Source organism: Anaerococcus senegalensis JC48 (assembly GCF_000321005.1).
Taxonomy (GTDB): domain Bacteria; phylum Bacillota; class Clostridia; order Tissierellales; family Peptoniphilaceae; genus Anaerococcus; species Anaerococcus senegalensis.
In genome coordinates this window covers 887,197-912,656 of the sequence record NZ_HE578907.1, presented here as the reverse complement: position 1 = coordinate 912,656, position 25,460 = coordinate 887,197, and the positions used below count along the sequence as shown (strand labels likewise).

At 26.1% G+C, this 25,460-nt stretch carries 27 protein-coding genes and 3 tRNA genes; 25 read left to right on the top strand and 5 right to left on the bottom strand.

Annotation, left to right across the window (positions count from 1 at the left end; translation table 11 throughout):
- Positions 1-166: 166 nt before the first annotated feature.
- Positions 167-547: a VOC family protein gene (locus tag ASHG_RS04625; protein WP_040397834.1), complete on the bottom strand. Its 381-nt coding sequence runs from the start codon at positions 545-547 to the stop codon at positions 167-169.
- A 321-nt stretch (positions 548-868) separates the two neighbouring features.
- Here ASHG_RS04625 and ASHG_RS04620 point away from each other — a divergent pair.
- From ASHG_RS04620 to ASHG_RS04555, 14 genes are all read left to right on the top strand, one after another.
- Positions 869-944 (top strand) — tRNA-Phe (locus tag ASHG_RS04620).
- 8 nt (positions 945-952) lie between these two features.
- Positions 953-1,027, top strand: a tRNA-Gly gene (locus ASHG_RS04615).
- Between the two features lie 4 nt (positions 1,028-1,031).
- A tRNA-Cys gene (locus ASHG_RS04610) sits at positions 1,032-1,105 on the top strand.
- 49 nt (positions 1,106-1,154) lie between these two features.
- Positions 1,155-1,832: a DUF6873 family GME fold protein gene (locus ASHG_RS04605; RefSeq protein WP_040397833.1), complete on the top strand. Its 678-nt coding sequence runs from the start codon at positions 1,155-1,157 to the stop codon at positions 1,830-1,832.
- Between the two features lie 13 nt (positions 1,833-1,845).
- Complete coding sequence (gene hisS, locus ASHG_RS04600; protein WP_040397831.1) at positions 1,846-3,144, top strand: histidine--tRNA ligase; 1,299 nt, start codon at positions 1,846-1,848, stop codon at positions 3,142-3,144.
- Between the two features lie 8 nt (positions 3,145-3,152).
- Positions 3,153-4,019, top strand: coding sequence for a DegV family protein (locus tag ASHG_RS04595; protein ID WP_040397830.1), 867 nt, complete (start codon positions 3,153-3,155; stop codon positions 4,017-4,019).
- Between the two features lie 7 nt (positions 4,020-4,026).
- The gene (locus tag ASHG_RS04590) at positions 4,027-4,926 is read left to right on the top strand and encodes a DMT family transporter (RefSeq protein WP_040397829.1); all 900 of its coding nucleotides are present in this window, start codon (positions 4,027-4,029) and stop codon (positions 4,924-4,926) included.
- A 286-nt stretch (positions 4,927-5,212) separates the two neighbouring features.
- Positions 5,213-5,815, top strand: coding sequence for a hypothetical protein (locus ASHG_RS04585; RefSeq protein WP_040397827.1), 603 nt, complete (start codon positions 5,213-5,215; stop codon positions 5,813-5,815).
- The gene (locus tag ASHG_RS04580; protein WP_040397826.1) at positions 5,816-7,708 is read left to right on the top strand and encodes a BglG family transcription antiterminator; all 1,893 of its coding nucleotides are present in this window, start codon (positions 5,816-5,818) and stop codon (positions 7,706-7,708) included.
- A 4-nt stretch (positions 7,709-7,712) separates the two neighbouring features.
- Positions 7,713-8,165, top strand: a complete 453-nt coding sequence (locus ASHG_RS04575; protein WP_040397824.1) for a PTS sugar transporter subunit IIA — start codon at positions 7,713-7,715, stop codon at positions 8,163-8,165.
- Positions 8,165-8,452 (top strand): PTS sugar transporter subunit IIB, encoded by a 288-nt coding sequence (locus tag ASHG_RS04570; RefSeq protein ID WP_040397823.1) that lies wholly within the window; start codon positions 8,165-8,167, stop codon positions 8,450-8,452. The genes ASHG_RS04575 and ASHG_RS04570 overlap by 1 nt, the downstream gene beginning before the upstream one ends.
- A gap of 9 nt (positions 8,453-8,461) precedes the next feature.
- Positions 8,462-9,748, top strand: a complete 1,287-nt coding sequence (locus tag ASHG_RS04565) for a PTS sugar transporter subunit IIC (protein WP_040397822.1) — start codon at positions 8,462-8,464, stop codon at positions 9,746-9,748.
- Between the two features lies 1 nt (position 9,749).
- The gene (locus ASHG_RS04560) at positions 9,750-10,040 is read left to right on the top strand and encodes a hypothetical protein (RefSeq protein WP_051145884.1); all 291 of its coding nucleotides are present in this window, start codon (positions 9,750-9,752) and stop codon (positions 10,038-10,040) included.
- Entirely contained in the window at positions 10,040-10,876 is an 837-nt protein-coding gene (locus ASHG_RS04555) for a class II fructose-bisphosphate aldolase (RefSeq protein ID WP_040397821.1), read from the top strand. The genes ASHG_RS04560 and ASHG_RS04555 overlap by 1 nt, the downstream gene beginning before the upstream one ends.
- A 115-nt stretch (positions 10,877-10,991) precedes the next feature.
- On the opposite strand, the gene ASHG_RS04550 is transcribed toward ASHG_RS04555, so the two are convergent.
- Both ASHG_RS04550 and ASHG_RS04545 read right to left on the bottom strand, forming a co-directional pair.
- On the bottom strand, positions 10,992-11,696 hold the full coding sequence (locus ASHG_RS04550) for a hypothetical protein (RefSeq protein WP_040397820.1): 705 nt from the start codon (positions 11,694-11,696) through the stop codon (positions 10,992-10,994).
- The gene (locus ASHG_RS04545) at positions 11,693-12,169 is read right to left on the bottom strand and encodes a YbaK/EbsC family protein (RefSeq protein ID WP_040397818.1); all 477 of its coding nucleotides are present in this window, start codon (positions 12,167-12,169) and stop codon (positions 11,693-11,695) included. The genes ASHG_RS04550 and ASHG_RS04545 overlap by 4 nt, the downstream gene beginning before the upstream one ends.
- 102 nt (positions 12,170-12,271) lie before the next feature.
- Between ASHG_RS04545 and ASHG_RS04540 the strand changes: the two genes are divergently transcribed.
- The gene (locus tag ASHG_RS04540) at positions 12,272-13,045 is read left to right on the top strand and encodes an MBL fold metallo-hydrolase (RefSeq protein ID WP_040397816.1); all 774 of its coding nucleotides are present in this window, start codon (positions 12,272-12,274) and stop codon (positions 13,043-13,045) included.
- Between the two features lie 5 nt (positions 13,046-13,050).
- Complete coding sequence (locus ASHG_RS04535; RefSeq protein WP_040397815.1) at positions 13,051-13,905, top strand: DegV family protein; 855 nt, start codon at positions 13,051-13,053, stop codon at positions 13,903-13,905.
- A 47-nt stretch (positions 13,906-13,952) separates the two neighbouring features.
- On the opposite strand, the gene ASHG_RS04530 is transcribed toward ASHG_RS04535, so the two are convergent.
- A complete protein-coding gene (locus ASHG_RS04530; RefSeq protein WP_040397813.1) occupies positions 13,953-14,312 on the bottom strand; it encodes a desulfoferrodoxin family protein in 360 nt (119 codons plus the stop codon).
- 111 nt (positions 14,313-14,423) lie between these two features.
- Here ASHG_RS04530 and ASHG_RS04525 point away from each other — a divergent pair, with 111 nt between their 5' ends.
- From ASHG_RS04525 to recQ, 8 genes are all read left to right on the top strand, one after another.
- Complete coding sequence (locus ASHG_RS04525; protein WP_051145883.1) at positions 14,424-15,590, top strand: THUMP domain-containing class I SAM-dependent RNA methyltransferase; 1,167 nt, start codon at positions 14,424-14,426, stop codon at positions 15,588-15,590.
- An 81-nt stretch (positions 15,591-15,671) separates the two neighbouring features.
- A complete protein-coding gene (locus ASHG_RS04520; RefSeq protein ID WP_392389267.1) occupies positions 15,672-17,018 on the top strand; it encodes a L,D-transpeptidase family protein in 1,347 nt (448 codons plus the stop codon).
- A 70-nt stretch (positions 17,019-17,088) separates the two neighbouring features.
- On the top strand, positions 17,089-17,922 hold the full coding sequence (locus tag ASHG_RS04515) for an energy-coupling factor transporter ATPase (protein ID WP_040397809.1): 834 nt from the start codon (positions 17,089-17,091) through the stop codon (positions 17,920-17,922).
- Complete coding sequence (locus ASHG_RS04510) at positions 17,919-18,776, top strand: energy-coupling factor transporter ATPase (protein WP_040397807.1); 858 nt, start codon at positions 17,919-17,921, stop codon at positions 18,774-18,776. Before ASHG_RS04515 ends, ASHG_RS04510 begins: the two co-directional genes overlap by 4 nt.
- Positions 18,769-19,563 carry an energy-coupling factor transporter transmembrane component T family protein gene (locus ASHG_RS04505; protein ID WP_040397806.1) on the top strand — a complete coding sequence of 265 codons (795 nt, stop codon included), beginning with the start codon at positions 18,769-18,771 and terminating at the stop codon, positions 19,561-19,563. The genes ASHG_RS04510 and ASHG_RS04505 overlap by 8 nt, the downstream gene beginning before the upstream one ends.
- A complete protein-coding gene (gene truA / locus ASHG_RS04500) occupies positions 19,560-20,318 on the top strand; it encodes a tRNA pseudouridine(38-40) synthase TruA (RefSeq protein WP_040397805.1) in 759 nt (252 codons plus the stop codon). The genes ASHG_RS04505 and truA overlap by 4 nt, the downstream gene beginning before the upstream one ends.
- An 18-nt stretch (positions 20,319-20,336) precedes the next feature.
- Positions 20,337-21,344, top strand: a complete 1,008-nt coding sequence (locus ASHG_RS04495; RefSeq protein ID WP_040397804.1) for a DUF4097 family beta strand repeat-containing protein — start codon at positions 20,337-20,339, stop codon at positions 21,342-21,344.
- A 43-nt stretch (positions 21,345-21,387) separates the two neighbouring features.
- Positions 21,388-23,175, top strand: a complete 1,788-nt coding sequence (recQ, locus tag ASHG_RS04490) for a DNA helicase RecQ (protein WP_040397803.1) — start codon at positions 21,388-21,390, stop codon at positions 23,173-23,175.
- Positions 23,176-23,213: 38 nt separating this feature from the next.
- Here recQ and asnA read toward each other — a convergent pair whose 3' ends face one another.
- A complete protein-coding gene (gene asnA / locus ASHG_RS04485) occupies positions 23,214-24,227 on the bottom strand; it encodes an aspartate--ammonia ligase (protein WP_040397801.1) in 1,014 nt (337 codons plus the stop codon).
- A gap of 165 nt (positions 24,228-24,392) precedes the next feature.
- Between asnA and ASHG_RS04480 the strand changes: the two genes are divergently transcribed.
- Positions 24,393-25,349, top strand: a complete 957-nt coding sequence (locus ASHG_RS04480; RefSeq protein ID WP_040397799.1) for a substrate-binding domain-containing protein — start codon at positions 24,393-24,395, stop codon at positions 25,347-25,349.
- Positions 25,350-25,460 lie beyond the last annotated feature (111 nt).

Below are 25,460 nucleotides of genomic sequence, written 5' to 3'. Positions count from 1 at the left end.
AAACAAATAAAAAAACTGCTTAAGCAGTAGTTGGGAAATTGGTGCATGTGACAGAATACTCGACAGCCCCAATAGGGGCGTGCCGGTATTTGCGCCTTATAGGCGCTGTGCAAACTACCAGCTAAGCTGGTAGTTTTGATTAAAAGTATAAATTATCAAACGATTATTATTTTTCTTCAATTATTTCAATAGAAAATCCTTGTGGATCTTTTATGAAATAAAATTTATCAGAACCATCAGAAAGTCCACCAATTTCTTGACTTACGACTCCCATTTTTTTGTGAAATTCATAAGCTTTTTCAAATTCTTTTGTTTTGAAGGCCATATGTCCATAATAAGATCCGTGTTCATATTTTCTACCATCATGGTTGAAAGTTAATTCTAATTCATAAGCCCCATCTTCAGTAGCCATATAAATAAGTGAAAATTCATCTTCATCATAATCTTTTCTTCGAGTTATATGCATATTTAATGCATCTTCATAAAATTTTATACTTTCTTTATCATTGTCTGTATAAATACATGTATGAATAGATTTAAAATTCATAATACCTCCTAAATTCTCTGTATTAATATTAATACCCAAAAAATTTAAAATAAATTTTACTAATTTTTTACAGGATAAATTTTAGTCAGGGTATATAAATAATAGATAAGAAATTTCGCAATCTTATGACCTAAGCTTTATAAAATTAATCTTAATAATTTTATAAAGCTTTTTATATGAAAAATTTGATTTGCGAAAATTAAATTAACTAGTATAATAAATTTTGCAGTAACTTAGAAAGGTTATATAAAAAATTCTTAAAAAATCTAAAATAAATTTGACAAGTTATAAGATTTATCCTATACTATAAAAGTAATGTTTGCCCAGATAGCTCAGTCGGTAGAGCAGGGGACTGAAAATCCCCGTGTCGGTGGTTCGATTCCGCCTCTGGGCACCAGAAAAAATGCGGAAGTGGCTCAGTGGTAGAGTATCGCCTTGCCAAGGCGAGGGTCGCGGGTTCGAATCCCGTCTTCCGCTCCAATATGGCGCCATAGCCAAGTGGTAAGGCAGAGGTCTGCAACACCTTTATCCCCAGTTCAAATCTGGGTGGCGCCTCCAAATATGTCCTCATTGAGGACTTTTTTTGTACCTAAAATTAAGGAGAAATATGCTAATTATTAGTCACAAATCAAAAAAAGAATTTATAGATTTTTTGGATTCAAAGAATATAAAGTATTTAAAAACAATTGATAATCCAAATATAGACAAAAGAATTTCAGATCATCCAGATCTTTCTTTATTTAAATTAGATGAAAAAAATATTATCGTTGATGAGAACGTCTATGATTACTACAAAAAAAATCTAAAAAATATAAATATAATAAAAGGCGAAAAGGTAGGAGAAAAATATCCTTTTGATGCTCTTTATAATGTAGTAAAATTCAAAAACTATTATATTCACAATGATTTTACGGAAAAAAATATTAAATTATATTTTAATAAAAAAAATATTAAGCATTTATTTATTAAGCAAGGTTATAGTAGATGTTCTATGCTTGTTTTTAATGAATATATTTTAACAAGTGATATGGGGATTTTTAAAAAATTAAAAAATAATCTTCCAATTATTTTATTAAATGAGGAAAAAATTCCTCTTGATGGTTTTGATAAAGGATTTTTAGGAGGATGTTTTGGAAAAATTGATGAAAATACTATATTATTCAATGGGAATATAGAAAGATTAAATTCATATGATATAATTAAAAATATAGTAATTAAAGAAAAATTAAATTTAATATATCCAGATACTAATCTAATAGATACTGGATCTTTAATATGGATATGATTAGGAGTTTATAATGAATATAGTAAAACCACAAACTATTGCCGGTGTGATGGAACTTTTACCTCAAGAGCAATTAGTTTTTGATCACATAAAAAATATAATTGAAGAAACATTCTTATCTTATCAGTTTTTACCAATAGATACACCAGCTATTGAAAAAAATGATATTTTGTTAGCTAAGGGTGGCGGAGAAACTGAAAAACAAATCTTTGGAATTGATTCATCAAAAAAAGATATGTCATTAAGATTTGATTTGACTGTTCCTCTTGCAAGATATGTTTCTGAACATTTTTCTAATCTAAATTTCCCTTTCAAAAGATATCAAATAGCAAAAGTATATAGGGGAGAAAGAAATCAAAAAGGAAGATATAAGGAATTTTATCAATGTGATATTGATATTATTGGAAATAATTCTTTGTCAATTCATAATGATGCACTTTTACCAAAGGTGATTTATGATATATTTAAAAAACTTAATTTTAATGGAATAAAATTTCATATTAATAATAGAAAATTATTAAATGGATTTTTTGAGTCAATTGAAATTTCTAATAAGGAAGAAGTTTTAAGAACTATTGATAAAAAAGCAAAAATAGGCGATGAAAAAACAAAAGAACTTTTAAAGGATCTTTGTGGTGAAGAAAAATCTATAAAATTAATGGAATTAATTAATAATAAAAGAGATAATAAAGAACTTTTGGAATATTTGGAAGACTTAAATTTGAATGATAATTACAAATTGGGTCTAAAAGAATTAAAAGAAGTTTATGATTATATGATTAAATTTGGAATAGATGATAAATCTATCATGATTGATTTATCAATTACTCGTGGGCTTGATTATTATACTTCTACAGTTTATGAAACATTTTTAGAAGGTTACGAATCTATTGGAAGTGTTTGTTCTGGTGGAAGGTATGAAAATTTAGCTGGAAATTTCTCAAAACAAAACTTACCAGGAGTGGGCCTTTCAATTGGTCTTACTAGATTATTTTTTCAATTACAAGAACTTGGACTATTGGAAAATTACAAAAAAGATTTTACAGATTGCTTAATTATTCCTATGGATGAAAAGTTAAATTTTTATGCTATTGATATAGGAAATAATTTGAAAGATAAAGGGTATAAAGTTGATATATATCTTGAAGATGGAAAGTTTAAGAAAAAAATTAATTATGCTGATAAAATTGGTGTTAAAAAAGTTATAATTATTGGGCAAGAAGAATATGATAATAAAATGGTTTCTTTAAAAAATATGGAAGATGGTAATCAAATAAGTGTAAAAATTGAAAATATTAGTGATTACCTTTAAGGAGAATTATGACATTTAAAATAATTACAGATGGCTCAAGCGACATGAATGTTGATTTTATTAAGTCATCAAATATTACAATAGTTCCCATGCAGTCAAATATGGAAGATGAAGTTTATGAAATTATTGGAACAGATTTAGAAAATCTTAATAAATATTATCAATATATGTTAGAAGATAAAAATGTGTCAACTAGTCAAGTAAATTTAGCTTCATTTGAAAAATATTTTGAGGAAGTTTTAAAAAATGGCCAAGATATTTTTTATATAGGTTTAAGTGATTCTTTATCTGGAACTTTTGAAAATGCTCAAAAAGCAAAAGATATTTTAATTAAAAAATATTCAGATAGAAAAATTTATATTTATGATCCAAAGCAAGCGTCAACTGGTGCAGGACTTTTGTGCCAAATTATTGTAAAAATGCAAGAAGAAGGGAAGGATATAGACCAAATAGATTCTTTTATTAAGGAAAATTCCAAATATATGGTTTCTCAATTTGGGGTTGAAAGCCTTAAATATTTATACAAGGGTGGAAGAATTTCCAAAACTAGTGCTGATATAGGAAATTTTTTAAAGGTAAAACCAGTTATTCACATAACTGATGATGGTTCTCTTGAAGTTTTAAAACTTGAAAGAGGAACAAAGAGAGCTATAAAAGTTTTGTTAAAAAATTTCCAAAAAAATTGGCTACCAGAAATTTCAAATGAAGTTCTTATAGGTTATGCATATTATGATGAGAATGCAAAAAAATTAAAAGAATTAGTTGAGGAGAAATTTCCAAATGCAAAAGTAAGCCTTGCTCCAATTGGATCATTAATAGGTTCTCACGTTGGACCTGGTATGTATTCTCTGTCATATTTTGGGAAAAAGAGATAGGAGAAATATGCTTAAAAATAAAAAAAATGCCGTTATTTTTTCTTTAATAGCAATGTTTTTATGGGGGAGCGCAATCCCCCTTATTAAATCTACTTATCTAGTTTTAGATATTAAATCTTACGATACTTTTTCTAAAGTTTATGTGGCAGGAATTAGATTTTTTATGGCTGGTATTTTGGCCTTTATTTATGCTAAAATTTTTGGGAAAAATAAAATTTCTATAAAAAATGTAAATATAAAGTTGGTAATAACTTTAGCAATTTTACAAACTTGTCTACAATATTTTTTCTATTATATAGGTTTATCAAATACTAGTGGAGTAAAATCTTCTATAATTCAAGCGTCAAATTCTTTTATGATTGTAATAATTTCTCTTTTTTTAGTTCCAGAAGATAAAATTTCTTCAAATACAATTATTGCTTTAATTATTGGAACAGCAGGAATTATTTTGGTAAATTCAAATCAAAAATTAGGACATGGTTTTAAATTAACAGGTGAAGGATTTATATTTGCTTCAACTTTTATAAATGCTTTATCTTCAGTTTTATTAAGAAAATATTCAAAAGAATCTGATCCCTACTTATTAAATGGAATGGCACTTTTACTAGGTTCTTTGCCACTTATTATTTTTGGTAGAATTTTATGGGTAAATCCTGTAATTTTAAGCTTAAAAGCTTTTTTTATGTTATTTTATGGAGCTTTTATTACAGCAACTTCCTTTACAATTTGGACCATAGTTTTACAAAATCACAGTGCAAATCAATTTGGAGTATTTAAATTATTTATTCCGATTTTTGGTTCACTTTTATCAGTTATAATTTTAGGAGAAATTTTCACAATAAGACTATTTTTAGGATTAATTTTAGTTCTGACAGGCTCATTGGTTTTAATGAAGGGGAAAAAATAACAAGCGGTGCTATAGAATAATTAAATTTATTTTGTAGCATCATTTTTTTATTAAATAATATTTTTGAAAAAAGATGTGAAATTTTCACATCTTTTTTTGACTTTTCTTTTAAGAGTTTATATTCTGTTTTTTAAATTTTTATTTCAAATTTTAATATTAATTTTATGATTTCGTTGTAACGAAAAAAAGTCACTTAATGAAATTTTAAGAATCACTTATAATTAAATCAATTAAAGTAATAAAATCTATTTTTTAGAAAAAAGTAAAATAATGTGATGGAGGACTTATGAAAAATTTAATAATTTTAGCGGGATATCCAGCCACAGGGAAAACGTGTATCATAAATAGCTTGATAGAACATAATAAGAATTTAGAATATATTTCAATAGATGAGATTGAAGAGTTTATATATGATAACTTAGGTTTTAAGAATAAAGAAGAAAAAAAGAAAATATATAATTTGAGTTTTGAGTTTTTTTATATGAAACTAAACTCTATGATGAGTGAAAATAAGGATATTGTAATAGACTATCCATTTAGTTATTTGCAATATCCAACTTTGAAAGAATTGTCTTTTAAATATGATTATAAGTCAATTACGATTAGATTAAATGGAGATATAAAAGAAATCTATAAAAGAAGAGTTAAAAGAGACTTAGATGAAAGTAGAAATCCAGCACACTTATTAAATAGTTATGACAAAAATAGAAAAGTGAGTTTAGAAGAAAGAAAAGACAATCTAATAAGCCTTGAAGAATTTATAAAACATTGCAAATTAAGAGAATACGATAAATTTAAATTAGGCAAGCTTCTGGAAATAGATGTTACAAAAAAATATGCAGATGTAGATGCTATAAATAGATTTCTGAATATAGAAATGAGAACTTAAATGCAAATTACTAATAGGCAAAAGAAAATTATAGGAATTTTATTAGAGTCTAAAGATACAATTACTTGTCAAGAAATTTCGGAAATTATAAATGTTTCTGACAGAACGGTTTTAAATGAAATTAATAGCATAAATAAAAGACTTAGCTATGAAAATAAATTAATAGTAGCAAAAGGAAAAGGAATAAAATTTGATAATAACTCAACTATTTATGAATTACATAACTTGTATAATTCAGAAGATGAGAATGAAATATTAATAAATAGGTTTATTAACACTCTCTTAATTAACAATTATTTCAATCAAAAGAAATACAGTATAGACTTTGCAGAAGAACTATATGTCTCTCAAAATACATTAAAAAAATTGATAAAAAATACTAGAGAAGCTTTAAAAAACTACGAAATTGAATTAGTAGTAAGTAATAAAGAAGGAATATACATTAAGGGAAATGAAAATAATATTAGGTTATGTATGTCTAATTTGCTATTTTCTTCATCTAGTGATTATGAATTTTTTTTAGATTCACTTAATCTATTTGATATAAAGGAAATAGAAGAGATAAGAAGGATAACCATTAACATATTAAATAAATACGATGTATCATTAACTAGTATTGCGTTCAATAGCTTTATAATTCATATTTTGATTTCTATTCTTAGAAACAAAAATAAGATTGATTATGATGAAAACTTGCTACATACTATGAACAGTTCAATTGAAAAAGATATTGTAAAAGACTTAGTAGAAATAATAAAAGAAAAATTAAATTATGACTTAAATAATGATTGCTATTATTTAACAAAACATTTGATAACTAGTCAAAAATTTTCAACAGAATATGATGAAATCGAAGCTAATAATCTTGTAAATACAATCTATAACAGAATAATAGACAGAATAAAAAGAGATTTTTCAATGGATTTCTCTAATGATGATATATTTACAGAAAGTTTGAAGATGCATCTTACTACTTCTATTAATAGGTACATGTTAAATAGTTCTATTAATCATATTGATTTATCTGATATAAAGAGTCAATATCCAATAGCATATGATATGGGAATAGTAGCAGCAGAAGAAATAAATAATGTTATTAAAAAAGAAATTGATGATACTGAAATACTATTCTTGTCATTACATTTAGGAACAGCTTTTAATAGAGCTAATAGTAATGGAAAGGAATCAAGAAGCAATATTCTAATAGTTTGTGGAGCAGGATTATCAACAGCTAGATTTTTGAAATATTCTTTATTAGAAAAATTTGAAAAGGAAATCAAAAATATTGATATAGTTTCTTCTACTAAATATAAAGATGAAATGTTTAAAGACTATGATCTAGTTTTAAGTAGCTTAAACAATACGATTGAAATAGAAGGATCAATAAGAGTTAATTATATCCTAAATAACGTAGAAGTAAATATTGTAAAAAACAAGTTAAGATATGTAAATAATTTAGAATATCTTAAAGTATTTGATAAAAATTTATTTTATAAAAAATCATTTAATAATAAAATAAACGTTTTAAATTACTTAACTAAAGATTTAAAAAATAAAAATATACTCAATGATGAACAAATTCAATCTATTTATGATAGAGAAAAAATGGGAAATACAAGCTTAGGTAATAGAATTGCAATTCCTCATCCTCTATCATATACAGCTAAAGAAATGAAAATAGCAATATTGATAAGTGATGAAGCAATAGATTGGGATGATGAGGAAGTCTACTTAATTATGCTTTTATTAATCCCAAAAGATAAAATAAAAGAATGGGATTTTTTATTTAAGAAATTATTCAAAGTTTTTAGTTCTAGAAAGAATGTAGATAAATTAATAAATAGTGAAGATATAAGAGAATTTAAAGAAATATTAACTTTAGAAATGGAGTGATTATTTGGAAATTACAGATAAGAATACAAAATTTGATATTGAAGTTAAAGACTGGAAAGAGGCAATCCTTGAAACTGGTCGTTTACTAGAAATATCAGGTTATGCAAATGAAGATTATAAATATAACATTATAAAAGATGTGAAAAATTATGGATCGTATATCATGATTAGTCCAAATGTAGTAATACCTCATACAAGACCAGAAAATGGGGCTTTAAAGATAGGATGTTCTATTATAACTATAAAAAATGATATATATTTTGACGATAATAAACAGGATTCGATTAAAGTATTAATTGGATTTACAGCAATAGATAATAAGAACCATTTAGATATGTTGAAAAAGATTATAAACATTATTGAAAAAGGGTTAGTTGATAAATTAAATTATTTCTTAAACTTATCAAAAAAAGATAAGCTTACATATTTAAATTCATTAATAAGGGAGGATGAGTAATGAATATTTTAGTTGTATGTGGTGCAGGTCTAGGCAGTAGCTTTGCTTGCCAAATGTCAGTAGAGAGCGTGTTGAAGGATTTAGGAGTTGATGCAAAAGTTGACCATAGCGATATTTCTTCAGCAGCAGGAACAAGAGCAGATATACTAATGCTTGCTTCTAATTTTAAAAACCAAATGGATAAATACAATCTAGATACAAGAGTTATTTATCTTAATAAGTTGATTGATAAAAAAGAAATTAGAGAAAAATTAGAACCTGTTCTAGATGAGATGGGGGTTTTATAGGAGGAATTTATGGCAGTATTAAATTTTATTATTAATAATATTTTAACACAAGCTTTTATAACTATAGGTTTAATAGCTTTTATAGGATTATTGGCACAGAAGAAAAATTTTGGTGACATAGTATCTGGTACTTTTAAAACCATGTTAGGATACTTAGTTTTATCAGCAGGTTCATCAATTATAGTAAATGTGTTAGTATACTTTGGTGAAATTTTTACAGCTGGATTTGGAATGCAAGGAATTGTTCCATCAATTGAAGCAGTAAATGGTCAAGCTATGAATGAACTTGGACTCGGTAACCAAATTGCTTTCGCATTTTTAGGAATATTCTTAGTAAATATAATAATAGCTAGACTTACTAAATGGAAATATATATTTTTAACAGGACAAGCTATTCTTTGGATGGCTACAATGGTAATTGTATTTGGGGCAGATGCTGGTTTAGGTTTAGTTCCTAATATTATTATTGGATCTGTAATCGGTGGTATTTTTGCAGTAGCAATGCCAGCAGTTGCACAACCAATTGTAAGAAGAATAACTGGTAGTGATGACATAGCATTAGGACATTTCTGTACAATTGGATATTTATTTGCAGCACTAATTTCAAAAATAACAGGTAATAAAGAAAATTCAACTGAAGATATAGATTTACCATCATCATTATCTTTCTTAAATGATACTTACTTATCTGTAGGCTTTGTTATGATAATACTATTTATTATAACAGCAATATTTGCAGGCCCAGAGGTGGTAGCAGAAAGAACAGGTAACTTAAATTATATAGTTTATGCATTTACACAAGGTATGCAATTTGTAGTAGGTGTATACGTATTACTAGCAGGTGTTAGATTATTATTAGGTGAAATAGTACCAGCATTTAGAGGAATTGCTCTTAAAATAGTTCCAGATGCTAAACCAGCTTTGGATTGTCCAGTATTATTTCCTTATGCACCAAACGCAGTAACATTAGGATTTGTTTCAACAACAATAGGTACAGTTATTGGTATGTTATTCTTCCCAAAAATAGGATTAGCAATGCTTTTACCAGGAATGCTTTCAAACTTCTTTGCTGGTGGTACAGCTGGAATCTTCTGTAACGAAACAGGTGGTGTAAGAGGAACAATTATTGGTGGTATAGCACATGGTTTATTCATCACATTTTTACCAGCATTATTAGTTATGATTTTTAATTCAATGGGATTCATAAATGCAACAGCTACAGATGTGGATACAGTTGCAGCAGCATTATTATATGCTTGGATAATTAAACCAATTGTAGGATTGTTAGGTGTTTAATATGTTTTTTAATAAAAAGAGAAAAGAGAATAAAACTAGTTTTGAAAAGACTTTATTAGATGATTGCAAAGCTTTAGTTGAAAAAGGTGAAATAAAAACAGCAATTAGCAAACTAGAAAATTATATAGAAGAACATAAAAAATTAGGTAGAGTTTATACTTATTTAATGGAATTGTATAACAAGGAATTAAGCGAAGCGAGATCTAATGGAGAAGATGACAAGATAAAATTCAATTTAGACAGAATAGATGCATTAATGAAAAAATCTAAAGATATAGTAAGGGGAAGATAATGTATTTAAATTTAAGTGAATTATTCAAAAAATATAGAGGAAAAAGAGGAATAGGAGCTTTCAACCTACATTGTATGGAGATGTTTCCATACATTGTAGAAGGAGCTAAAAAAACTAATAGTCCAGTGATAATTCAAACATCCAAAGGATCTGCTGAATATATAGGACTTGATTGGATAGTAGCAACAGCAAATTTATTTGCTAAAGATATAGATTTATGTGTTCATTTAGATCATTGTAAAGATATTGATTTTATTAAAGAAGCAATAGATGCTGGTTATAACAGCGTTATGTATGATGGATCTTCATTGCCTTTTGAAGAAAACATAAAAAATACTAAAGAAGTAGTTGAATATGCACACGCTAGAGGTGTTAGTGTAGAAGGTGAAATCGGTAGCATAGGTGGTTCAGAAGATGGAATTGAAGAAAAAGTAAATTCAATTATTTATACTAAAGCTGAAGATGCTGTAAGATTTGTAAAAGAAACAGGAATAGATGCATTAGCAGTAGCAATAGGTACTGTTCATGGTTTATATAATGGAAAAGCTAAAATAAACTTCGAATTACTTGATACACTTACAAATGAATTGTCAGATGTGGGAATGGTATTACATGGAGGTACAGGAGTATCAGATGAAGATTTTCATAAGTGCGCTGAAAAAGGAATGATGAAATTCAATGTTGGAACTGAACTAAATAAAAACTATATTGAAAATATAGTTAACGACTTTCCATCAGCTAAACCAACAACATCTTTAAGAAATTTATTAAAGAATGCAAATGAATCAATAGTTAATATAGTTGAGCATAGGTCAAATGTAATAAAATTATCTTAATATTCTACTAAATTTCTAAAAATTTAAAAATGTATAAGCTTATCTTTAGTTATAATATGGCTTGATAAAAAATTATTACCCTCTTAAAGATTAAAAAGTGGTGCTAGAGAAAAATTTAATTTTCTGAAACACCACTTTTTTTAATTGGTCTTTTTAAATTGTTTGTTAATTTGTAAATTTCTTTTATATATATAAACCTATCCTTATCCTTGTATTTTGCAATTTTCATAAGATCTAATGCCCAATTTACTAAATATTTTGATAAATAAAAAGCGTAAATATCATTAGCTATGATAGATCTTCTTCCGTTTATTACAATATTATTTCTAATTTCTTCAAAGTATTCTATTAAATTTTTCCTATTATATTTTGAAAAAATAACTTCAATAAGTGAAACTAAAGATAAAATGTACTTATCTTCAACAAGATTTATAGTGAAATTAATCTCATTATTTTCATTTAAAATTATATCTTCTTTTTTTTCATTTTTTCTATAAAATTCGAAATAAGCATCTTTTGAAAAATCTTCAAAAAAATTAGAATAAAGTCCATATTCAAAATTAGATTCCTCTAAATTTTTTTTAAAAAATTCAAGAGAAGTAGAATTGTCGAAGATTGTAATAAAAATAGGTGATAAAATCACTAAAAGTCTAAGACTTTCAAAATTTTTATCATTATTTATACTAATAATAACTTTATCTACATCATTTGTATTTTCTAATTTATAAAAATCTCTGTTTTTTAATTTAAAATCTAGGTCAAATACATCCTTATATTGGTAAGAATAAATTTTTTTGTTTTTAATAATTTTTAAAATCATTGTCTTATATTTTCAAATTTAGCATTTACTACTTTGGCTAAGTCCTTTGGATTTAACTTTAAACTTACTCCACATTTTCCACCAGATACAATCATCTTTTCCAATTCTTTTGCACTGTCATCAATAAAAACTGGATAATCTTTTTTCATTGCAAGAGGAGTTGTTTCACCTCTTTGGTATCCTACTTTTGATTTTAAATTTTTTGTTGGAAGAATAGAAATACTTTTAACTTTTGCAACTTTTGCAGCCTTTTTCATATCAATAGTATCGTAACTTCTTAGTAAATAAATTATAATATCATTATCTTTTGAAATAGTTGCAATAGTTTTATACATTATATCTAAATTTACGTGAGATTTTTTTCCAGCATCAACTGCTGATTTAAATTCTCCACCTAAATCATATTCAATCTCGTCATAATCTATATTATTATTTTCCAAAATTCTCATTGCATTAGTTTTTATTTTTCCCATGTCTGCTCCCTTCTTTTTTTATATTACCAGAAAAATTTAAAAATTCATTAAAAATGACTTATTTTGGGTATACTTAATTTATAAGAAAATAGGAGTAAATAGATGATTGAAAAAATTATAATAACTTATATTTATCATTCCTGCTATAGTGTTGAAATAGGGGATTATTTTATTATATTTGATTATTATAAGGGAGTTTTAAATATTCCTGAAGATAAAAAAGTGATATTTGTGGCAAGTCATGGCCATTCAGATCATTACACTTCGGAAATTTTAAAAATTCCTAACATGAAAAATTACACATATATATTGTCAAGTGATATTGCTCATTTAGAAAATGATGATAATATTATTTATATAAAAGATAATAAACTTGGCATAGACCAATTGAAATATCTATATAATGCTAAAAATGTATATTTGGTAGATCCAGATCAATTTTTTGAAATAAGAATAAAAAATGAAAATATAAAAATAAAAACTTTTGGTTCTACTGACGAAGGTATATCAATTCTTTTAAATATTTCTGGAATAAATATTTTTCATGCTGGAGATTTAAATTATTGGGCTTGGCCAGATTATGATGACAAAAACCTAAAAAAAGAGTATTATGCATTTATCGACCAAATAAAAAAAATTAAAAATAATAATATAGATATTGCATTTTTCCCTGTTGATTATAGGTTGGAAAATAATTATTATAAGGGACCAAAAATTTTTGCAGATACTGTAAAGCCTCAATTAATGTTTCCAATTCACAGTGGAGATCATGAAAAAATTAGCCAAAAATTTAAAAGAGAAGTTGAATTAAAAGATACTGTATTTAGACCGATAATAGATTCAGGTCAAAAAATTATTGTAGATATAAAGGATTAAATAAGATGGAAAAAATAGCTGTATTAGTAGATTCTGGATCGGATATAGATCTAGAAAAATCAAAAGAGTTTGGCATATATTTAATGCCATTTTATGTGAATTTAGATGGAGAATTTTACAAAGAACAGGTAGAATTAAAGCCTGATAAATTTTATAATTGGATAAAAAAGAACGAAAAATTACCAAAAACATCAATACCATCACCTGGAGAATTAAAAGAAAAATTTGATCAAATTAAAAATGATGGATTTGAAAAATTATTAATAATTACTATTTCAAAAAATTTCACTGGTTTTTATAATTTATGCTCTCAAATTGAATATAATGATTTAGAAATTGAAGTTATTGATTCTCAATCTGTAGCTTTAACTACTGGACTTCTTGCAATTTATGCTAAAGACTTAATAAAAAAAGGATACGAATTTAAAGAAATTGTTGAAATGGTAGAAGATAAGAAAAAAGAATCTAAAATATTTTTTACCCTAGATACTTTTAAATATATAATAGCTGGAGGTAGAGTTCCAAAAGCTTTTGGAAAAGTTGGAGAACTTTTAAATATAAAACCAATTGTTGTATGTGATCCTCTTGATGGAAAATATCATATAGTAAAAACTTGTAGGGGAGAGAAAAAAGTTATAAAAGAAATGGAAAAACTTGCAAGTGAGTACTTGGGAAAAATAGATAAATATTACATGGTAATTTCAAACGGTGGCTACAAAAAAGGATCTGAAATTTTAGAAGAAAAATTAAAAGATTTTAAAGAAAAATCTAGCCTATTTTTAGCATCACAAATCGCTCCAAGCCTCGGAGCAAATACAGGACCAGGATTATTTGGATTTGGATTTTTGCCAATTGATTAAAACAAAAATGCGAGGAAATAAAATCCTCGCATTTTTTATTTGAAAAATTATTTAATTTCTAAAGAATTTTCCCAAAGTCCATGAATATTGCAATAGCTTAGTGCAAATAATGTACCTTTTTTATCTGATTTAAATTCACCAACAGCTTTTGGAGTTGTATAAAGTTCACTTTCACCATGAGCTGAGAAATTATAATTTGCTATTTCAACTGGTAATTTTTCACCTTCTGGAATAAAGAAAACTTTAATCCAAGAAATATGATGTTCTAATGTATTTGGATGAGCGATTTCTTTTCCTACAAAAGCAGAAACTTCATATTTTCCTTCGCCAAGTTCTTTATATTCTAATTCTGGTACGTGTTTTTCATTTTTCCAATCGCCTGATTGAACTGTTTGTGTTAATAACATAAAATCCTCCTAAATTTTTATCTACACTAAAATGATACCCATAGTAGATTAAAAATAACAAAATAAATTTAAGTTTTTTAAAAGTACTTAATTTGATATAATATAACTGTTATGGAGAAAATAATTATTACCACAAGCTTTGGTCTAGAAAGCTTAATAAAAAGACAATTATTAGAAGAAGGATATAAAGATTTTAAAGTCTTAAATGGAAAAATAATTTTAAATGGAAATCTAGATGATATAGGATACTTAAATTTAAATTTAAGAGAAGCTGATAGGGTGTTTTTGGAAATTTCCTCATTTGAAGCAAAATCATTTGAGCAATTATTTGAAAATATAAATAAAATAGACTGGTTTGACTATTTGAATATTGATGATAACTTTATTGTAAATGCAAGAACTTACAAATCCAAACTATTTTCTATACCTTCAATCCAATCGATAAGTGAAAAAGCAATTATCAATTCTTTAAAAAGAAAATATAAAATCTCCACATTTAAAAAAACTGGAACTAGAGTAAAAATTGAAGTGATGATTGAAAAAAATATTGTATCACTTTGTCTTGATACATCTGGAGATGGTCTTCATAAAAGAGGATATAGAGAAGGTAGTGTAAAAGCTCCAATAAGAGAAAATTTGGCAGCAGCCTTGATTGATTTATCATTTTATAAAGACGATAGGTTTTTATTTGATGGATTTTGTGGATCTGGGACTATATTGATAGAGGCAGCAAGAAAAGAAAGAAATATAGCACCAGGTCTTGATAGGGAGTTTGATTTTATATCTTTTAAGTTTTTTGATAAAAAAAGATTTGAAAAAATAAAAAAAGAATCTTATCAAAAAATAGATTATGATAAAAAAATAAATATTTTAGGATCGGATATATCAAAAAATGCAATTAATCTTGCAAAAAATAATGCATTAAATGCTGGTGTTTATGAAGATATTACTTTTTTAAACAAAGATTTTAGGGAAATAAATCTAAAAGATAATTTTGGAGTATTTATATCAAATCCACCATACGGTGAAAGATTGTCAAAATTTGATAAGGAAAAAATATCAAAAATGATTGATAATAAATTTAAAAATCTAAATACTTGGTCAATGTTTATAATTTCATCTGATGAAAAAATTGACAGAAATATTAAAAGAAAAATTTCGAAAAAAAGAAAATTATATAATGGAGGAGAAAAGGTAGATTTATATCAATATTTTGGAAAAAACCGAAAAAAGATAGATAAAATTGCTATTAAGTGGTACTATAATTACATCAATTAGGAGGTGCGTATTATTAATAATAATAATAATGAAACAAACAACAATACTAATAAGAAGATATTAACAGTAGCAGGTATTGTTTTGGGAATATATATAATCGGCACAGTTTTATTTACATTTATTGCATTACCAAATACTCATGTAAATGGAAAAAATGTTTCGTTTTCACCAAAAGAGTCAATTATTGGCGATAGTGTAGGGGACTTTGATATAAAAATTAAAGGATTAGATGAAAAAGAATTAACATTTAATTCAAAAGATATAGACTATAAGGCAAATATCCCAAAAGGAGCAAGTCTTGATCAAAATCCATTAAAATGGCCAATTAGCTTTTTAACTAAAGAAGATTTTGAATTTGATTATAATGTAAATTATGATGAAAATAAATTAGATGAAATTTTAAAAAATTCTCAGTTTATGAATAAGGTAGTTGAACCAAAAGATGCTAGTTTAGCATTTGATGGTAAAGAATTTAAAATCAAAGAAGAAGTTGAAGGTAATAAAGTTAATTATAATAAGTTGAAAAATGAAGTTATAAATTCTGTAAAAACTAGGAGTAATAACATAGAGTTGGATGAATCTTTTTATGAGCGTCCAAAAATTTATGCAAAAGATGAAAATATACAAAAAGCATTACAAGAATCTAATGAGTATCTAAAATTAAATTTTAAATTTAATATAAAAGGATTTGATTACAAATTAGAAGGCGAAAAACTAGCTGATATGATTGATTTTGAAAACAATAAATTGTCATTAAATTATGATAAAGTTAGTGCTTATGTAGCAAAAATGGCTGAAGAAACCGATACTTATGGAAATAATAGGAAATTTAAAGCAACTGATATTGGAGAAATAACAGTAAATCCTGGAGTGTATGGTTTTGTAATGAATCAAGATGAAACAATAAATGCTTTATTTGAAAAATTTGATGAAAAAAAATCTGCTCAAATTGATCCTGTATATGATAGAGAAGGATTCGAAAGATATGAAAATGGATCTGATTTAAAAGATACTTATGTCGAAGTTGATCTTTCTAGACAACATTTATGGTATTACAAAAATGGAGAACTTGTAATTTCTACTCCAGTTGTAACAGGTGATAAAGCACATGATGCCTTAACAAACAAGGGTGTAGGTTCTATTATGTCAAAGGAAATGAATAAAGACTTAAGAGGTATTAATTTTGATGGAAGTAATTATGTTACGCCTGTAAAATATTGGATGCCAATAGGTTGGGATGGTGAAGGATTACATGATGCTGGATGGAGATCAACATTTGGATCAAATTACTATACATTTTCAGGTTCAAATGGTTGCATAAACATACCACCAGCACAAGCTCAAAAATTATATGAAATTGCAGAGATAAATACTCCAGTTGTGGTTTATGAATCTTCAACAAATAATTCACCAAATATGTTATATTAATTTTTAAAAAGTGCTATCTATTTTTTAGATAGTCACTTTTTATGTATAAAAAAATTGAAAGGAAGAAAAATTGATTAAAATAGAAAATTTAAATTTTTCTTATAAAAATGATTCGGATGAAAATGAAAATATAGAATATACAAATGCCTTAAATAATTTGTCATTATCAATTAATAAGGGTGAATTTGTAGCAATATTAGGTCATAACGGTTCTGGAAAATCTACACTTGCAAAACTTTTAAATGGTCAAATATTTCCAACAAATGGAGACATTTGGATTTCTGGAATGAATACTAAAGATCAAGATAAAATTTGGGATATTAGAGAAAAATGTTCTATGGTATTTCAAAATCCAGATAATCAAATTGTTGCAACAACAGTAGAAGATGAAGTTGCTTTTGGTCCTGAAAATTTGCAAGTAAAAAATCCTGAACTAAGACAAAGAGTTGACGAAGCAATAAAACTTGTTGGCATGGAAAATTATGTGAAAAGATCTCCTTCTGAACTTTCTGGTGGACAAAAGCAAAGAGTTTCTATAGCAGGAGTTATAGCTATGTTATCTGATTGTATTATTTTTGATGAACCAACAGCAATGCTTGACCCTCAAGGTAGAAGTGATGTAATGGATATAATACAAACTTTAAATAAAAAATATAAAAAAACTGTAGTTCATATAACTCATTATATGGAAGAGGCAGCACTTGCAGATAGGATAATTGTTTTAAATAAGGGAAAAAAAGCTCTTGAGGGAAGTGCTAGAGAGGTTTTTTCAAAAGTAAAAGAGATGAAAGAGTTAGGGCTTACAGTTCCTCAAGTTACAGAAATTGCCTATGAACTTGAAAAAGATGGATATAATTTTGAAAAATTACCATTAAATATAGAAGAATTTTTGGAGCTAATATGAAAATAGAATTAAAAAATGTCGATTATATTTATAATGAAGAAAATGAAGAGAAAAATTATGCTCTAAAAAATGTAAATCTAGAAATAAATAAACATGAAATAATTGGGCTAATTGGACAAACTGGATCAGGAAAATCAACCCTTGTTCAACTTTTAAATGGGCTTTTGATTCCAACAAATGGAGATGTTTTTGTTGATGGAGTTAATACAAAACAAAAGAGTACAAGAAGAGATATTAGATTTAAGGTTGGACTAGTTTTTCAATATCCTGAAAATCAATTATTTGAAGAGACAGTTGCAAAAGATATTGCCTTTGGTCCTAAAAATATGGGACTTGATGAAAAAGAAATTGAAAAAAGAGTGAAAGAATCTATGGCTGCAGTTGGACTAGATTATGAAACAATTTCTGAAAAATCTCCTTTTGAATTATCTGGGGGTCAACAAAGAAGAGTTGCAGTTTGTGGAATTATTTCTATGAATCCAAAAGTTTTGGTTTTGGATGAATTAACTGCAGGTCTTGATCCAAAAGGTAGAGATAAGATTTTTGGAGAAATTTTAAAATTATATGATGAAGATCCAGAATTAACTATAGTTTTAGTCTCCCATTCTATGGAAGATGTTGCAAAATATGTAGATAGAGTAATTGTAATGAATAAAGGAGAAATTTTTTCTGATAAGTCAACCTATGATACCTTTACAAAAACTGATCTTTTATCAATAGGCCTTGATATTCCACAAGTTACAAAATTTATGAAGGCTTTAAAAGAAAAAGATGAAATTGTAAGAGATGACATTTATACAGTTGAAGATGCTGTTTTAGAATTAAAAAAATATTTGGAGGCTAAAAATGAGTAATATAGCAATAGGTCAATATTTACCATATGATACATTTATTCATAGCTTAGATCCAAGAGTTAAATTAATAGCATCCTTACTTTTTATAATAACTATATTTTTTGTCCAAACTTTTATAGGATATATTCCTTTTGTAGTTTTATTAATTATTATGATTTATATAGGAAAAATACCTGTAAAATCACTAATAAAAAGTATTAAGCCCTTGATTTGGATTTTACTAATTACAGGACTTATAAATTTATTTACAACAAGTGGTAAGACACTTTTTACAATATTTTCTTTAACTGCAACTTATGAGGGTCTTTATAAAACTATTTTTATGTTTGTAAGAATTATTATGATTGTCGTTGCTACTTCAGTTTTGACTTTTACAACTTCTCCAATGGAGCTTACTGATGGATTAGAAAAATTATTTTCTCCTTTAAAAAGATTTGGATTTCCGGCAGGAGAGCTTGCTATGATGGTTTCCATTTCTCTAAGATTTATTCCAACTTTATTTGAAGAAGCTCAAAGAATAAAAATGGCACAAATGGCAAGAGGTGCAGATTTTGAATCTGGAAATATTATTAATAGGGCAAAAAATATGATTCCTCTTTTGGTTCCGCTTTTTATAAATTCTTTTAAAAGAAGTGATGATCTTGCAACAGCTATGGAAGCTAGACTTTATAGAATTGGTAGAGAAAGAACTAGACTTAATGAAATAAAAATGACCAAAATAGATTATCTTGTTTTAATCTTATTCACTTTGTTTTGTCTTGTAGTTATTGTTAAATTTTTCATATGAGTATTCAAAATATTTTATTAAAGATTCAATATGATGGATCTTTATTTGAAGGATTTCAAATTCAAAAAGATAAAAGAACTGTTCAAAAAGATTTGGAAGAAGCGATAAGAAAAGTTACTGGCGAAAAAAATAGGATTATCGCAAGTGGAAGAACAGACAGTGGAGTCCACGCTAATGAAATGTATGTAAATTTTTTGACAGCTAAAGAAATTAGATCTGATAAATTTCATTTTCATTTAAAAAAATATCTACCAGAAGATATCTTGGCACTTTCATCCAAAAAAGTTGAAAAAAATTTTCATGCGAGATTTTCTGTAAAAACTAAAACTTACAAATATATTATATCTCTTGATAAAATTCTTCATCCAATTTATAGAAATTATATGGAAAATATAACATATAAATTGGATTTTGATAAGCTTCAAAAAGGAATGGAAATTTTAAAGGGAGAGCATGATTTTAGAGCCTTTATGCTAAGTGATAAAAATGATATAATAAATACAGTAAGAAAAATTGATGATTGCTATTTTATTTTAAATGAAAATAGGCTATTTTTATATTTTAAGGCTGAAAGTTTTCTTCATAATCAGGTTAGGATTATGGCTGGATCTTTGATTGAGCTTAGTCGCGGAAAAATCAGCCTTGATGATTTTAAATATTATTTCGATAAAAATAATAAAAAAAGAGCGAATCCAACTTTAAAAGCAGGTGGGCTTTATCTTGATAGCATAGATTATAGAAATTTAGAAAGCTAGTTATTATGGGAGAGTTAAATGAGTAAAGATAAAAAAAATAATAGCTTTAAACTTGATAAGAAGCAATTGATTATAGGGGGTTGTGCCCTAATTATTTTAGTCTTGATTTTTTTATTATCTAGGAATATTAATTTTAAAAATAAGAATGGAAAATCTTTCCAGGAAATAAATGAAAATTCTTACAATTCGTCAAAGATTATGAGAGTTGATTTAGATGATTTAAAATCAATAGATTTTGATTTGAATACTTGTGATGTTAGAATTGAAAAATCTTCAACTAATCCTTACGTAGAATATACAAATTTATATAAGGATGATAATTCATATGAAGTTAAAACAAAATTTAAAGATGGGAATTTAAAGTTATCATCTGATATTAAGGGCAAAGAACTTTATATGAAGAATAAAATTCAAATTGTAAGAATTTTTTTACCAAAGAATAAATCTATTGAAAGTATTAAAGGTAGAGTTGGAGCTGGAGATATAAAAATTTCCGATTTAAATAGTAAGGATATGGATCTTAATTTAGAAAGTGGAAATATCAGCTTTAATAAGTCAAAAATTACAGGCACTGTTACTAATGATGTTGGATCGATTTTAGTTAAAAATTCTGAAGTTAAGGATACAAATTTTAAAACTAGGGTTGGAAATATTATTTTAAAAAATAGCAAATTAAAGGCAGATCAAAATTTGGAAAATGAAAATGGGGATATAGAAATTTCTACAAAGGATTCAATCAAGGCTTTTAATATAAATGCTAAGTTAAATGTTGGTAATTTTGTGTTGGGTAATGTTTCTTATAGAAATATTTTGGATGGATATTCTACAGGAAATAATAAAAAGAAGACTCTTAATTTGAAAACCAAAATTGGTGATATTTTAATAAACAAAGATGAAGGAAAAGTTATGAAAGATGAAGAGTTTATAACTTCTCCAAATGAAATTAGTGATGATTCATCTATACCTTTAGATGAGCCTGATCTTAATATAAACCAAGACAATGATAATATAGAAGGAAATAATTAAGTTTTATGCTTAATTATTTTTTTTAGAAAAAAATAGGTGATATATGGATATTTTAGATAATTTGAAAAAATATTTTGGATATGATTCTTTTAGAAAAGGACAAGAGGAATTAATTAAAAATATTTTAGAAGGTAAAGATGTATTAGGCGTTCTTCCAACTGGTGGAGGAAAGTCGATTTGTTATCAATTACCAGCTTTAATGATTGATGGAATTTGTTTAGTTATTTCTCCTTTAATTTCACTTATGAAAGACCAAGTTGATTCATTAATCGAAAATGGTATTGATGCAGCCTTTATAAATTCTAGCCAGGATATAGAAGCTTATACAAATACTTTAAGAAAAATAAAAAATAATAAAATTAAAATTTTATATATTTCTCCCGAAAGATTAGAAAATGAATTTTTCATTAACTTTATAAAAAATCTAAATATTTCATTTATAGCAGTAGATGAGGCTCATTGTATTTCTCAGTGGGGACATGATTTTAGACCATCATATAAAATAATTCCTCAAATTTATGATTTATTTGATAAAAAAATTCAAATAGCAGCCTTTACTGCTACTGCTACATCATCTGTAAGAGAAGACATTATAAAAAACCTTGGCTTGAATAATCCTTTTGTAAAAGTAACAGGTTTTGATAGGGAAAATCTATTGTTTGAAGTTAGAAAGCCAAAGGATAAACTTTCTTATATAAGGGATTATTTAAAAGATAAAAAAGACTTGTCTGGAATAATTTATGCATCTACAAGAAAAAGAGTTGAAACTTGCTATAAATATTTAAAAAAGTTATCTTATGATGTAACTTATTATCACGCTGGTTTATCCGATAAAGAAAAAAAGAAAAATCAAGAAGATTTTATTTATGATAGGAAAAATATAATTATAGCAACAAATGCCTTTGGGATGGGAATTGATAAGTCTGATGTAAGATATGTAATTCATATGAATATGCCTAAAGATATGGAATCATATTATCAAGAAGCAGGTAGGGCAGGAAGAGATGGAGAAAAATCAGATGCTATCCTACTTTATTCTGGCCAAGATATTGTTGTAAATAAATATTTGATTTCTCAAACTAATAATAGACAATATCAACTGATAAAACTTGAAAAACTTCAAACGATAATAAACTATGTAAATACAAGTAAGTGTCTAAGATCATTTATCCTAGAATATTTTGGTCAAGATTCAGAAGAAAACTGTGATAATTGCTCTAATTGTTTAGATGATTATGAAAAAATTGATGCTAGTATTGATAGTCAAAAAGTTTTATCTTGTATTTATAGGCTTGATCAAAGATATGGAATTTCTACTATTGTGGATTGTTTGAAAGGATCAAATAATAAAAATTCTAAAGAAAAAAATTTAAAAAATTTTTCTACATTTGGAATAATGAAAGATAAATCTTCTAAATATATTAAAGATTTGATAGGAGTATTGGTTGCTGATGGTTATATAAAGGTTTCTGGACTAAAATATCCCATTTTAAAATTAAATGAAAAATCTAAACAAGTTTTATTTTCTAAAAAGAAAATTTATATTAGAGATTTAAAAGAAGAAAATAAAAAAGAAAAAATTGATAAATTTAGTGAAAATATTTCCTATAATAGTGATTTATTTAATAATTTAAAAAAATTAAGATTAGAAATTTCAAGAAAAAGAAATATCCCACCTTTTATAGTATTCTCTGATGCATCTTTGTCAGAAATGGCAAAATTAAAACCTAAAAATGAAAAAGATTTTTTAAAAATTAAGGGAGTTGGAGATAAAAAATTAAAACAATACGGAAAAATTTTTATAGAAAAAATTAAAGAATTTGACCAATAAAAAAAGGACTCTAATAAGTCCTTTTTTTTTATACAAAATTATAATAAATTTACTGATTTTTTCTTCAATTCTTCTCTTAATTCATCTGGCCAATATGAAACTTGAACTTCTCCTATATGAGCTTTTTGTAAAAAGAACATACATAACCTAGATTGTCCGATTCCTCCACCTATTGTTTGTGGAAGTTTATTGTTTATAAGCAAATTATGATATTTGAATTTTAATCTATCTTCACAATCAGCAATTTTTAATTGTTCTTTTAAAGTTTTAGAATCAACTCTTATTCCCATTGATGATAATTCTAATTGGTCATCTAGAACTGGATTGTAAACTAAAATATCACCATTTAAGTTCCAATCATCATAATCTGGAGATCTCATATCATGAACTTTTCCATTTGATAAAACTTTTCCAATTTGCATTAAAAATACAGCCTTATATTTTTTACATGCAGCTTTTTCTCTTTCCTTACTGTCTTTACATTCTGGAAATTCATCAATTAATTCTTGACTAGTTAAAAATTTAATATCATTTGGTAAGAGTTTAACTCTTTTTGGAATTAATTTACAAAGATATTCATCCAAGGCTCTTAAAGTATTAAAAATTGTAAGAACTGTTGATTTTAGATAATCAACATTTCTATCGGTATCTTTAATTATTTTTTCCCAATCCCATTGGTCAACGTAGAAAGAATGAGTATTGTCAGGCTCTTCACATCTTCTAATTGCATTCATGTCAGTATATAATCCTTCATACATTGCAAAATTATATTCTTTTAAGGCATATCTTTTCCATTTTGCAAGAGAATGGACAATTTCCATATTGGCGTTGTTTGCTTCTGGAAGTGTAAATTTAACAGGCTCTTCAACACCAGATAGGTTATCATTAAGACCAGTAGAATTTTCTACAAATAAAGGTGCTGTTACTCTTTTTAAATTTAAATTATTAGATAAATTTATTTGGAAAAAATCCTTTATTTCCTTTATTAACAATTGTGTCTTATATAAATTTTTATCACTTTGATAATTTTCTGGTATTTTTATATCGTACATATTCTCTCCTATTACTAATTTTTTTTTACTATTAAATTATATGTGTTTTGTTTTAAATTACAAGATATTAAATAAATTAACATAAATTTTACAATTAGATAATCATTTTAAAATAAATAAGCTTTATTATTCATAATGAAGTTACAAATATTAAAGGAGTAAATGATGAAAATTAAAAATTCAAAAATAATTGTTGCTGCACTTTCATTATCAATGATTTTGTCAGCTTGTGGAAATAAGGATAATAAGGCAAATGATGGATCAAATGGATCCAGTCAAACTGAAAGTGCAAGCACTGCTAATGAAAAAAAAGATGGAGATACAGCTAAATCTAATCAAGAAGATTTTGATATAACTGTAGTATCAAGAGAAGATGGTTCTGGAACAAGAGGAGCTTTTATTGAACTTGTTGGTCTTGAAGAAGAAAAAGATGGCGAAAAGAAAGATTTAACAACTGATGAAGCTGTTGTACAAAATTCTACAAATGGTGTAATGCAAACTGTATCTCAAGACCCATCAGCAATTGGTTATGTTTCATTAGGAAGCGTAAATGATAGTGTACAAAAAGTAAAAGTTGATGGTGCAGAAGCTACTGAAGAAAATATTGAAGCTGGTGATTATACTCTTCAAAGACCATTTAATCTTGCATTTAAAGAAGAAAAGCTTGATGATTTAGCAAAAGATTTTTTAGCATTTGTACTTAGTAAAGATGCTCAAGAAATTGTAGGAAAAGAAGGATATATTAAAGTTGAAGCTAAAGATTATGAAGCAAAAAAAATCAAGGGTAACTTAACAATTGCAGGTTCTACATCAGTTACTCCACTTATGGAAAAACTTGTAGAAAAATATAAAGATGTAAATCCAGATGCAAATATAGAAATTCAATCAACAGGATCATCTGCAGGAATTGAATCTACAATTTCGGATGTAAGTCAAATTGCTATGGCATCAAGAGAATTAAAAGATGAAGAAAAAGATAAATTACAAGTTGAAGTTTTAGCAAAAGACGGAATAGCAGTTGTAGTTAATAAAGATGATACAAAAATAAATGATCTTACCAAAGATCAATTAAAAGAAATATTCTCAGGAAAAGTTAAAAACACATCTGAATTAAGCAAATAATTATTAAAATAAGCTTAGAGGAAAACTTCCTTTGAGCTTATTTTTATTATTTACAAACTTTACATATATTTTACATAAGATTTATTTATTTGATATATGTATTTAATATTA